The sequence below is a fragment of the Corynebacterium breve genome (genome assembly GCF_030252165.1).
Lineage (GTDB): Bacteria > Actinomycetota > Actinomycetes > Mycobacteriales > Mycobacteriaceae > Corynebacterium > Corynebacterium breve.
Genome location: NZ_CP126969.1, coordinates 465,895 through 477,427, shown reverse-complemented (window position 1 = coordinate 477,427; position 11,533 = coordinate 465,895). Strand labels below are relative to the sequence as shown.

Sequence of the window (11,533 nt, the reverse complement as noted above, 5' to 3'; positions counted from 1 at the left end):
TCGGGCAAAACCTGTGGAAAACTAAAGTAGCTCGATCAGAAACGGCAACTCTGTGGGATCATAGAACGCCATGTAATTGTCCTGCGCATCACCAACAGCAAGCTCAGCATCCTCATCGCCGAGGTCAGCAGCGTCCACATTCTCAATGGCCTTTTTGGTCGCTTCTTCGGCCTCCTGTACATCTACGTGGATTGCGGCCACGTCGTCTAGGGAAATCGGACCGGCCAGTTTGACGACGGAATCACCCATGTCAGGCATTCCTTCTGCCTCGACATCTACAGAAACGACGACGCGACGGTGTGGGAAGCGCGACTCGTCGCCAATGGCGAGAAGACGAAGGGACGCGAGCGCCGCATCGTCGAACGCAATCATCTCGATCTCGTCTTGGTCGCCGGAGCTGTAAAACTCGGTCAATTCAGGCGTCGCTGCGAAACCCCAACCATTACGTACCGGCATCGATCTAGTGGAGTCCAAAGTCTCCAGCATGCTAAACACCGCGGGGATGTACACGCGCACTCTAGAACTCACCTTCAATGTCGAACAAAGACTGAATTTCAACAACAGTACGGTCGAAAGCAGTGTGGTAGATGCCAATCAAGCCATTATCGACGGCTCCACGGATATTCAATATGTTGTCGTCGATAAGCACGCAGTTAACCAGTTCAACATCCATCGCGTCAGCAGCCGCCTGGAACGCTTCACGGGCAGGCTTTTCCGCTCCGATCTCGCCGGACAGTAATACCGCATCAACGTCTCCGCGGAACTCCCATTCGCGGATGTGGTCAGCGCCTTCCCCACCTGGATCGTTAGAGAGGATGGATGTGGCCACTCCTGCCTCGCGCACGGCAACGAGCAGTTCGCGCCAACGACGCTGGTCCTCGTCGTCCATGTCGAGTACGCCGACATAATCCACAATGAGTCCTCGCATGAATGCCTTTCCTTTGCTGATCTGTACTTAGCTCACTTGACAGGCGAGCTGAATCGATTCGTGACACAATAATACCCAGCCCGCCTCTCGTCTGTCCCTCCACTGCCCAACTATTGGAGGAAAAGACTCGCGATGTACGCACCCATCCCCGGAAATACTTACCTGCAGGCGCTGGTTCCGCGAACGCCAAGTTCGCCGGAAAAGCCGATTCCTCAACCTGTAGAGCCGAAACTGTCCCCGCTGATTCGTGTCGCACTCGATGCGACTTTTGGCATTCGTGAATTGGAAGCGCTGCGCCGAACCCGTTATGACGTGGGCGTGCGCACGCATATTGCGGCGCGCCGTCGCGCTGGGCTGCCCCCGGGACCGGTACGCGTTCTGTCATTCCACGCGCGGGAAGAAGGTGAATTTTATGGCACTGCGCAATCGGGTGGCCGCAAATACGGGTTTGCCGCCCGGGTCGAAGGCGGGCGGCTCACCAGCTTTAAGGTGCTCTAAGAGCGATTACGCCTCGACGGGGCCTTCTTCTTGCGGTGCGAACTGCTTGCGCAGCATGAAAAGCTGGCGGACAGTTTCTTCCTTGACGGCGTCGTTCATCGCGTTGAACATGTCGCCGCCCTCCTTTTGGTACTCAACTAGAGGGTCTCGCTGCGCCATCGCACGCAGGCCAATACCTTCCTTGAGGTAATCCATTTCGTAGAGGTGCTCGCGCCACTTTGTGTCGATGACCGGCAAGATGACCATGCGCTCGATGTTGCGCATCTGTGCTTCGCCGCCGATCGCTGCAACGTTGGCTTCAAGCTCATCGTAGGACTTCAGCGCGTCGTCGACAAGCGCTTCGCGCAGATTGGCTGCAGAAAGTTCCCCTGGCGCACCAAATTCGTCACCGTCGATGAGCTCTTGAGCAGTGAAAGTCGGCCCGTACAGTCCGTCGAGAGCATTCCACAGTTCGTCGAGATCCCAGTCCTCAACGTATCCATCGTAGGTCGCGCCATCGACGTATGCGCCGACGGTATCGGTGATCATGCGACGAATCTGGTCTTGAATGTCCTTAGCCTCAAGGATCTCGCGACGCTCTCGGTAAACCACCTTGCGCTGCTCGTTCAAAACCTCGTCGTACTTCAGGACGTTCTTGCGCATCTCGAAGTTCTGGTTTTCCACCTGCGCCTGTGCGTTCTTGATGGAGTTAGACACCATCTTCGCCTCAATCGGCACATCATCCGGCACGTTCAGGCGGTTCATCATGTTTTCCATGGACTGGCCTAAGAAACGGACCATCAGTTCATCGCGCATGGACAGATAGAAACGGGTCTCACCAGGGTCACCCTGACGCGCGGAACGGCCACGCAACTGGTTGTCGATGCGGCGGGACTCGTGGCGCTCAGTACCAACAACGTAGAGGCCGCCTGCCTCGCGGACCTCGTCGCCAAGCTTCTTGGAGCGCTCCTTCGCTTTCGGCAGCTCCTCATCCCACGACTTTTGATATTCTTCCTCGTCCTCGAACGGATCGAGCCCACGCGCTTGCAACTTTGCGTCAAGCAAAATCTCTGGGTTGCCACCCAGCACGATATCAGTACCACGACCAGCCATGTTGGTAGACACGGTGACATTGCCCGGAAGGCCTGCCTCTGCGATAATGCGACCTTCTTCTTCGTGGTGCTTCGCGTTTAGAACATTGTGCTTGATGCCCTTCTTTTGCAACAGTTGCGACAAGAATTCGGAGCGCTCGACGGACGTGGTACCGACTAGGACTGGCTGGCCTTTCTCAACGTGCTCGGCAATGTCCTCGGCGACGGCAGCGAACTTGGCTTCTTGAGTCTTGTAGATCAAGTCGTCACGGTCGACGCGCTGGTTGTCCTTGTTCGTCGGGATCGGCACAACATCGAGACCGTAGATCGAGTGAAGCTCGGCTGCTTCGGTTTCAGCGGTACCAGTCATACCGGCCAGCTTCTCATACATGCGGAAGTAGTTCTGCAGCGTCACCGTGGCGAGGGTTTGGTTCTCATTCTTGATCTCCACCCCCTCTTTAGCCTCGATCGCCTGGTGCATACCTTCGTTGTAGCGACGACCCGGCAGGACACGTCCGGTGAAGCTATCGACGATCATCACTTCACCCTGGCGGACGATGTAGTCCTTGTCGCGTTCAAAGAGTTCCTTCGCCTTGATCGCATTGTTCAGGTAACTCACCAGTTGCGAGTTCTCCGGCGCATAAAGGTTCTCGATACCCAACTGATCTTCGACGTACTCCACGCCTTCTTCGTTGATGCCGACGGTGCGCTTGCGCTTGTCTACTTCATAGTGACGGCCCTCGCGCATCCGAGGAGCAAGCTGGGCAAACACGTTGTAGAACTGGCTAGACCCATCAACTGCGCCGGAGATAATCAGAGGCGTGCGGGCCTCATCGATCAGGATGGAGTCGACCTCGTCGACAATCGCGTAGTTGTGGCCACGCTGCACGAGGTCGTCGAGCGAGCGGGTCATGTTGTCGCGCAGGTAGTCGAAACCGAGTTCGTTGTTGGTGCCGTAGGTAATGTCTGCATCGTATGCCTTTTTGCGCTCGGCTGGGCGCATGTCCGACAAGATCACGCCAACCTCAAGACCGAGGAAGCGGTGCACACGACCCATCATCTCAGCGTCGCGCTTAGCTAGGTAATCGTTCACGGTAACGATGTGGACACCCTTGCCCTCGAGAGCGTTGAGGTACGCAGGCAAAACCGAAGTCAGGGTCTTGCCTTCACCCGTTTTCATTTCGGCAACATTGCCAAAGTGCAGTGCGGCACCACCCATGATCTGCACTAGGTAGTGCTTCTGTTTCAACACTCGCCAAGAAGCCTCGCGGGCGGTGGCAAACGCATCGAGCAGAATCTCGTCCAGGCTCGTGCCGTTAGCAATCTGCTCTTTGAACTCGTCGGTTTTCGCCTTAAGTTCTTCATCAGAGAGCTTTGCGTAATCGTCCTCGAGCGCAATGACATCTTCAGCGATTTTGTGAAGTCGCTTGACCCTACGGCCTTCACCGGCGCGGAGCAGCTTGGACAGTCCAAACACGTGTTTTTGTCCTTCGATCAGGGGTGGAAAATTTCTGGTATTAAAGGGCCATTGTACGCACACAATGCTTGTCGACGACTAGTGAGGTACACGCACAACGCCGCCCCAGGCTACCTCTTGGTTTACCTGGGGCGGCGAATATTGATTACCGACTACTGAGCATCCTCATCTGGAACGAGGGAGATCAGGCCGTAGTCAAACGCATGGCGACGGTACACCACGGATGGACGGCCGTTCTCTTCGTTAATGAAGAGGTAGAAGTCGTGGCCAACGAGTTCCATTTCGCTCAGTGCTTGGTCAACACTGATAGGGGTTGCGGAGTGCTCCTTGGTACGTACGATGTGGCCAGGTTCTACGTCCTGCACCTTGTCTGCGTATGGGTCGACGTCGTACTGTCCGCTCTTTGCTACTGCTTCCTCGGCCTCTGCGACCATTTCGGCAGCAACCTGACCGGTGGACTTTGGCGCACGGTGGCCGGAACGCGAAATTTCACGACGCACCTTGACCTTGCGTAGCGAGCGCTCCATCTTAGCAAGAGCGGTCTCAAGGGCGGCGTAGAAACTATCTTCCTTTGCCTCGGCGCGGGCGATGTGGCCCTTGCCAGTTGCGGTGATCTGAATGCGTTCGGCCTGCGACTCGCGTCGCGGATTCGGCTCGTGCTGCAGTTCAACGTGGAAGAACGTGAGGGTTGGGTCAAGCTTCTCAATCTTGGAAAGCTTGGCGTTCACGCGGTCTTGGAAGTGCTCTGGCACCTCGACGTTTCGGCCTGTGATGGTCACCTGTGCGTCGGGGCTCAGGACTTCGTTGTTTTCTGCAGTGGTCATCTGCTTCCTCCCTACTAGGCGGGGACTGATTGTTCTTCTATTGTACGTCTGGTCATAACCGCTTCGCCACAACACCCCTGCTTAAGCTTTAGGCTGCTGCGAGAACAAGGGCACCGACGACTTCACTACCTCGTCCAATGAGGGATTCAGCGGCGGTCTGCAGGGTAGAACCGGTTGTGACCACGTCGTCGACAAGCAAGATTTTTCCTTGCGGTATGTCCGAAACATGAACCCTACCGGCAAGGTTTCTACGTCTATCGAGGGCCCCTAAATCAGACTGGTCTGCGATGTGCTTGCCCATCGATAAGACGGGCGCTACTGACCTCCCAGTCGCCTTGCACATGTCTGTGACAGGGTCGCCGCCTCGGCTTCGAGCGACATGAGCGCGCGTCGGGGCGGGAACCAAAACGGTGTCATAAGGAAGTTCTCCACGTGCTTCGAGATATTCGAGCCCAGCACGCAGGACCGCTCCTGAGTGTTTGCGCACGGCGAGGTTGTTGCGTTCCTTCATGGCGAGGATAATGTTGCGATGCGGACCCGAGTACGGCCCCATCGCCCAAACAGGCGCGTGCGGGTCCACTCGTGTTGACACTCGAAAAGGGGGCGACGCGAGGGATCGTCGACAAGCAGCACACAGATGTTCCCCCGGCGTCCCGCAACCGGCACACGCCCGCGGGAGAATCAACTCAATCACTTGGCGACGACTGGCGCCGACCTGACACCCTGCAGCCCCGGCACCTCGCGCCAGTTGGTGTACTCGGTGCCTGTGGTGGGAAGCTGCAGAAGGGCATTCGCGTCGGTGGCATAGATCATGGTCGGACCTGCCGAAACGGCAACAACGGGCCCGTTGATATTGCCCGATGGGTAGGCCGTCACGCTGGAACCATCGAGTTCGACACGCTTTACCGGTGAGTCTGGGGAGGAGGTGCCCACGACCAACGAACCATCAGGATTCCAGTCCACGCTTACTGCCGCCCCGCTAAGCTCGGTGGCGTACTCCATCACGTTGACAATGGAGCGTTCGCCGGCACGGGTGCGTTCAACGATGCCGATGAACAGCCTCCCATCGATGATCATGGCAGCGCGGGAACCGGTGCGCGAGAGGCGCAGCATGGATATTTCCCCACCGATATCCTCAAGGAACGGGGTTCCTACTTCGCTGCTGACGATGTCGCCGGAGTCAGTGGACTGCACTGCGCGCACCACCTTGGTTCCATCGACCACAACCCACGCCACATTGGAGTTTTGCTCGAAGCTGGGCCGCGAAATCGTGCGGGCGCGCAACACTTCGTCCTTCTTTCCACTCAAGTTGCCGACCGCGAAGATCTGTTCCTCCTCGTTGTCGGGGTTCTTCAGCACGGCTGCCACGCCACCATCGCTGGAGATCTCGACAGAGGACACGTTGCCCTCACTGCCTAGTTCTCCCTCCAGTCGGGTGACCTCTCCGCCGCTGACTTCATGCACATCGCCATTTGTAAGCGCATAGAGTTTCGCAACGTCGTTGGAAGCGGTCTGTGGGTTCATCGAAGCAAAATCGTCGGTTGTGAGCTCTTCTTTGTCGCCAAGAATTGGGGCACCGTCGACATTGAGTTTGTACGGTCCGGACACGCCCGCCATTGCGAGAGTCCAGACCACTTGGCCGGCGAATTGCGTGCGCTTCTCGGTGTCCATCGAGGCCATGTTGGAAAACTCGTAGATACCGTCCGACTTGCCTGTGAACGCCGCATCGGGAGGAAGGATGTTCTCCACTGCCGGAGCAAGCCTCTCTGACGGCCCTGCGGTAATCAAGCTCATGATCACAGTGTCGAGGGAATCACGCCCCGAATATACCCAGCGCCGGTCGCCAACAATCACGTTGCTCGACTTTCCCGCGAAGTAGATATTGAACGGCTGGTACTGGTTGCGCAGCTCGTTGCGCTCCATGATGATGCCCGATGGCAGCGACGAAATTCGCCACTCGCCGCCTACCTGCTCGAGTTCGACGGTTGCTTCGTAAACACCCGCCTCTGGTACGAATGCGCCGCCCTCCTCCAGCGCGCCAATCACGTTGCCTCGTACCGACAGGCTTCGGCGTTGGTTGTTACCACCCGGCTGCGTGTTTAAGTCAATGCGGTCCACGATCAGGACTGACTCACTCGGGTTCCACACGTCACGCGCGGCTGGAGTGAGGTAGCTGCGGGCCGCCTCATAATCGCCGGCCGGGACAGCGCCCGCTGCGTAGAAATCACGTAACAGAAGGTCGGCCTCTCGTCCGGGGATCGGAGCGACTACTTCCGCAGCAGTCGATTGTGGGTCGAAGGGGCGCAGGGCTTGTGGTTCGGTGTTCGTCGGTAAGCGAGTGCAAGATGCAGTGAGGGCGACGGACAGCACAATGGCCGTAAGCGTCAGAGGCTTCTTTGCGAACATTACGCTTCCTCCTTAATGGGCCCTACCGGTGGTGACAATGCTAGTGGCGCTTGCGTAAAGCCAGCTTCCGGATCCCTGGGGAGAACCAGGCGGAACTGCGAACCCACCCCGACGGTACCTGCTGCATCGAGAATACCTTTGTGCAGCAGTGCGTCTTCGCGCGCAATAGCCAATCCAAGGCCGGTACCGCCAGAGTGCCGCTTGCGCGATGCATCCGCGCGCCAGAACCGGTTGAACACCAGCTCTTCCTGCCCCGGCTTAAGCCCCACGCCGTGGTCGGTCACGGTAAATGCGACAGCTTCCTCGTTGGAATCAAGCTTGACGACGATCGGGTTGCCTTCGGAATGGTCAATCGCGTTGGCAATCAGGTTGCGCAGGATGCGCTCGATGCGTCGGCTATCGCCTTCGATTGCTACAGGTTCGTCGGGCAGGTCGTAGCTGACATCGACGTTGAGTTCGTCGGCCAGGTGGCGCGTCTGGTCCGCGGCAGATTCGAGAGGCGCCCGTGCATCCAACTTGGTTGCGGCCAAGTCTGCGACGCCGGCATCGTGGCGAGAAATTTCTAGGAGATCACCCAACAGGGATTCAAACCGATCCAGTTCGCGGATCATCAGTTGGCTTGCGCGCTTGGTGTGTGGCTCCAGCGAATCATCGTCGGCCGCAATCATGTCGGCGGCCATGCGCACTGTAGTAAGCGGAGTGCGCAACTCGTGCGATACGTCGGACGTGAACTGGCGCTGCAAGTCGCCGTACTCTTCCAATTGGTGAATTTGGCTAGAGAGTTTGTCGGCCATGTTGTTAAACGACAACGCCAAACGCGCCATCTCGTCCTCGCCCTCGACGGCCATGCGCTCGCGGAGGTGGCCAGCTGCGAGACGCTCCGCGATCCGCGAAGCTGAGCGCACCGGCGCGGTAATCTGCTGGGTCGCAAGCCACGCGATGCCCACCAGCAACACCACGACGACAAGGCCGGCGGTAGCAAGAAGGCCACGCATCAACGCCATGGTCGATTCTTCCTGCTCCATACTCATGACCATGTACACCTGCAGATTCTGGATGTCTGCATTCGTCGGAGTGCCGATAATCAAAGCGTTGTAAGTCGATCCGTCCGCGCGATTCATCGTGGCGTATTGGTTAGACACTTGGCCTTGGGCCACAAAGTCCCGCAGCGCCTTAGGAATTCGGTACCCCTCTGGCGAGGTCACTACCGTGCCGGTTTGGTCTTCGACAACCAGCACAGGCTCGTACACCACGGCTTTATCCGCGGTTCCCTGCGACTGCTGTGTCAGCGTGGCACGGGCTGAATTGAGTCTGGCCTGCAGCGACGTTGATGATCCCGTGGCATTGATCTGCTGCTCGACGGTTTCGCGGGCGCGCTCAATCTCACTGAGTGCGACTTCCTCTTTTGCATCGACAAGACGCTGCGTGACCACCGAGGCCAACGCAAAACCCAATACCAGCATGACGACGCCGGAAGCTATCAGCACCGAGCCGATGAAGCGCACCTGAAGGGAGGTACGCCAGGCTTCGGATACTCGCTGCTGAAGCTTTGCTAGTTTTTTGAACAGAACGGCCTACTCCCCTGGCGTGCCAGTTTTGTAGCCCACACCTCGCACGGTGAGAACGATTTGTGGGTCCTCCGGGTCCTTCTCGATCTTGGAACGAAGGCGCTGGACGTGCACGTTAACCAAACGGGTGTCCGATGCATGGCGGTAACCCCAGACAGACTCCAAGAGCTCCTCGCGGGTATGCACCTGGCGGGGTTTCCGTGCCATCTCAAGAAGCAGATCGAACTCGAGGGGTGTGAGCTGGATTTCTTCGTCGCCACGCTTGACCATGTGTTGTGGGACGTCGATGGTGAGATCGCCTACTTCGAGAATCTCAGTCGGTTCGTCGTCGGTACGGCGCAGGCGCGCACGAATCCGGGCAACAAGCTCCTTGGGCTTGAACGGCTTAGTGATGTAGTCATCGGCGCCGGACTCCAGGCCGAGAACAACGTCGACAGTATCCGTCTTCGCGGTGAGCATGACGATAGGCACGGAAGACTCCGCGCGAATCGCGCGACAGATGTCCACGCCGTTCATGCCTGGGAGCATGAGGTCCAGAAGAATCAGGTCCGGATCGCTGTCGCGGAACGTGGGCACTGCGTCGTTGCCGTCGTTGACCACGACGGGTTCGAATCCCTCAGCCTCCAGCACGATGGACAGCATTTCAGAGATTGCGGGATCGTCATCAACGACGAGAATCTTGGCGGACATGCACCGGCTCCTTTATAGTTTTTCGATCTCTTGCAGAATAACGCCAGAATCGCCGGAGTGCACCCAGCGACCCGCCCAGTTCTGCTCAGCAAGGCGCACGTAAGCAGCATATGTGTTGTTTTGCAGATCCGAGTCGCGCTCATAACGGTCGCGAGCTCGCGCAGAGTCCTCGCTCTCCCGCTTCTTTGCGCGTGCCGACGCCTCTTCGGGTGCCGTGGCCAACAGCACCTGCAAATCTGGTGTCGGAAGCCCGAGACGCTCAAACTCCAACTGATACACCCAGTCAAAGACACCGTCGTCGCCAGTGCGCGCCGCGGAGTACGCGGCGTTAGAAGCTACATAGCGGTCCAGAATGATCATCCGGTCCTGCGCCCCCTTATAGGGACGCAACTCTTCCGCCACCCCGGCGCGGTCCAACGCAAAAAGCGTGGCCATGGCGTAGGCAGAATCAGTCAAATCCCCCATCCGCCCGTGGAGCGCTTCCTGCGCAAGCTGCGCGTGGACGGAGTCCTCATAGCGAGGAAAGGACAACGTGCGGGCGTCGATAAGCCCTTTGAGAGCCGTGACAAGCGTGTTCTTCCCTGCCCCGTCGATGCCTTCGACCGCGATGATCATTAAGTTGCCTCTTTTAGTAGCGGTAGTGCTCTGGCTTATATGGGCCAGCGACGTCGACGCCGATGTACTCGGCCTGTTCCTTGGTCAGCTCGGTGAGTTCGCCGCCGAGTGCTTCGACGTGGATGCGTGCGACCTTCTCATCGAGGATCTTTGGCAGGCGGTAGACCTCGTTCTCGTAGTTGTCGCCATTTGTGAATAGCTCGATCTGTGCAATCGTCTGATCCGCGAAGGAGTTCGACATCACAAACGACGGGTGGCCGGTTGCGTTACCCAGGTTGAGCAGGCGGCCTTCGGAAAGCACCAAGATAGAGTTGCCGCTTGGCAGCTCGAATAGGTCAACCTGTGGCTTAATCGGGGTGCGAGTGACATCGTCGCGGTGCAGCAGGGATGCCATGTCAATCTCGTTGTCAAAGTGGCCGATGTTACCCAGGACCGCGTGGTCTTTCATCTTCATCATGTGATCAAAGGTGATGATGCCCAAGTTGCCGGTTGCGGTGATGACGATATCTGCATCCGCAATTGCGGTGTCAGTGTTGACCACGGCAAAGCCGTCCATCAGTGCCTGCAACGCGTTAATCGGATCAACCTCGGTTACGGCAACAATCGCGCCTTGGCCGTCGAGCGCCTCCGCAACGCCCTTGCCTACGTCGCCGTAGCCACATACGAGGGCCTTCTTGCCTGCGATCAGCATGTCGGTGCCGCGGTTTAGCCCATCGATCACCGAGTGCCGGGTTCCGTAACGGTTATCAAACTTGGACTTGGTCACAGCATCGTTGACGTTCATCGCAGGGAACGGCAAAGTGCCTTCCTTGGCAAAGTGGTACAGACGGTGGACACCAGTAGTGGTTTCCTCGGTAACACCTTTCACCGACTCAGCAATTTTGCCCCACTTGCCGTTTTCACTCTTCAGCGTCTCTGCGAGCATCGCGTAGAAAGCGATCTGTTCGTCGGAGTCAGCGTCCTGTGCAGAAGGAACTGCGCCTGCCAGCTCAAATTCCAGGCCCTTGATCACGGCCATGGTTGCGTCGCCGCCATCATCCAGGATCATGTTTGGCAGGTCGTCACCCCAGGAGAAGATTTGGTTCAGGCACCACCAGTATTCGTCGAGGGTCTCGCCCTTCCATGCGAATACGGGAACGCCCTGGGGATTGTCTACTGTGCCTTGCTTACCGACGACGATGGCCGCAGCGGCCGCGTCTTCTGTGGAGAAAATGTTGCACGATGCCCATCGGACCTCTGCGCCTAGCGCCGTCAGCGTCTCGATCAGAACCGCCGTCTGGGTGGTCATGTGGATCGAGCCCGCGATTTTCGCGCCCTTCAATGGCTGCTCGTCTGCGTACTCGCGTCGCAGCTCCATCAAACCCGGCATCTCATGTTCAGCAAGCTCGATTTGCTTGCGGCCGGCTTCGTAGAGGTTGATATCCGCGATCTTGAAATCCATGAAGGCAAAACTCCTA

At 57.8% G+C, this 11,533-nt stretch carries 11 protein-coding genes; 1 reads left to right on the top strand and 10 read right to left on the bottom strand.

Annotated features, from left to right (window positions below):
- Nucleotides 1–21 precede the first annotated feature (21 nt).
- Nucleotides 22–516, bottom strand: a complete 495-nt coding sequence (locus tag QP027_RS02415; protein ID WP_284825711.1) for a DUF6912 family protein — start codon at nt 514–516, stop codon at nt 22–24.
- A 1-nt stretch (nt 517) separates the two neighbouring features.
- Complete coding sequence (locus QP027_RS02410; RefSeq protein ID WP_284825710.1) at nt 518–928, bottom strand: HAD family hydrolase; 411 nt, start codon at nt 926–928, stop codon at nt 518–520.
- A 132-nt stretch (nt 929–1,060) separates the two neighbouring features.
- Here QP027_RS02410 and QP027_RS02405 point away from each other — a divergent pair, with 132 nt between their 5' ends.
- Nucleotides 1,061–1,426, top strand: coding sequence for a hypothetical protein (locus QP027_RS02405; RefSeq protein WP_284825709.1), 366 nt, complete (start codon nt 1,061–1,063; stop codon nt 1,424–1,426).
- A gap of 6 nt (nt 1,427–1,432) precedes the next feature.
- Here QP027_RS02405 and secA read toward each other — a convergent pair whose 3' ends face one another.
- From secA to ahcY, 8 genes are all read right to left on the bottom strand, one after another.
- Complete coding sequence (gene secA, locus QP027_RS02400) at nt 1,433–3,973, bottom strand: preprotein translocase subunit SecA (protein ID WP_284825707.1); 2,541 nt, start codon at nt 3,971–3,973, stop codon at nt 1,433–1,435.
- Between the two features lie 152 nt (nt 3,974–4,125).
- Nucleotides 4,126–4,797, bottom strand: a complete 672-nt coding sequence (hpf, locus tag QP027_RS02395) for a ribosome hibernation-promoting factor, HPF/YfiA family (protein ID WP_284825705.1) — start codon at nt 4,795–4,797, stop codon at nt 4,126–4,128.
- Nucleotides 4,798–4,885: 88 nt separating this feature from the next.
- Nucleotides 4,886–5,308, bottom strand: coding sequence for a ComF family protein (locus tag QP027_RS02390; protein WP_284825703.1), 423 nt, complete (start codon nt 5,306–5,308; stop codon nt 4,886–4,888).
- Nucleotides 5,309–5,487: 179 nt separating this feature from the next.
- A complete protein-coding gene (gene lpqB, locus QP027_RS02385; RefSeq protein WP_284825702.1) occupies nt 5,488–7,203 on the bottom strand; it encodes an MtrAB system accessory lipoprotein LpqB in 1,716 nt (571 codons plus the stop codon).
- Nucleotides 7,203–8,771, bottom strand: coding sequence for an MtrAB system histidine kinase MtrB (gene mtrB / locus QP027_RS02380; RefSeq protein ID WP_284826890.1), 1,569 nt, complete (start codon nt 8,769–8,771; stop codon nt 7,203–7,205). The genes lpqB and mtrB overlap by 1 nt, the downstream gene beginning before the upstream one ends.
- Before the next feature lie 6 nt (nt 8,772–8,777).
- The gene (gene mtrA, locus QP027_RS02375; protein WP_284825701.1) at nt 8,778–9,461 is read right to left on the bottom strand and encodes an MtrAB system response regulator MtrA; all 684 of its coding nucleotides are present in this window, start codon (nt 9,459–9,461) and stop codon (nt 8,778–8,780) included.
- 12 nt (nt 9,462–9,473) lie between these two features.
- Complete coding sequence (locus QP027_RS02370; RefSeq protein ID WP_284825699.1) at nt 9,474–10,076, bottom strand: dTMP kinase; 603 nt, start codon at nt 10,074–10,076, stop codon at nt 9,474–9,476.
- 13 nt (nt 10,077–10,089) lie between these two features.
- Entirely contained in the window at nt 10,090–11,517 is a 1,428-nt protein-coding gene (ahcY, locus tag QP027_RS02365; protein ID WP_284825697.1) for an adenosylhomocysteinase, read from the bottom strand.
- Nucleotides 11,518–11,533: the final 16 nt, after the last annotated feature.

Excerpts from the sequence above, each read along its gene's own strand:
- QP027_RS02390 (WP_284825703.1), bottom strand. The coding sequence starts at position 5,308 with ATGAAGGAACGCAACAACCTCGCCGTGCGCAAACACTCAGGAGCGGTC.
- QP027_RS02405 (WP_284825709.1), top strand. The coding sequence starts at position 1,061 with ATGTACGCACCCATCCCCGGAAATACTTACCTGCAGGCGCTGGTTCCG.
- lpqB (WP_284825702.1), bottom strand. The coding sequence starts at position 7,203 with ATGTTCGCAAAGAAGCCTCTGACGCTTACGGCCATTGTGCTGTCCGTC.
- mtrA (WP_284825701.1), bottom strand. The coding sequence starts at position 9,461 with ATGTCCGCCAAGATTCTCGTCGTTGATGACGATCCCGCAATCTCTGAA.
- QP027_RS02370 (WP_284825699.1), bottom strand. The coding sequence starts at position 10,076 with ATGATCATCGCGGTCGAAGGCATCGACGGGGCAGGGAAGAACACGCTT.
- QP027_RS02410 (WP_284825710.1), bottom strand. The coding sequence starts at position 928 with ATGCGAGGACTCATTGTGGATTATGTCGGCGTACTCGACATGGACGAC.
- ahcY (WP_284825697.1), bottom strand. The coding sequence starts at position 11,517 with ATGGATTTCAAGATCGCGGATATCAACCTCTACGAAGCCGGCCGCAAG.
- hpf (WP_284825705.1), bottom strand. The coding sequence starts at position 4,797 with ATGACCACTGCAGAAAACAACGAAGTCCTGAGCCCCGACGCACAGGTG.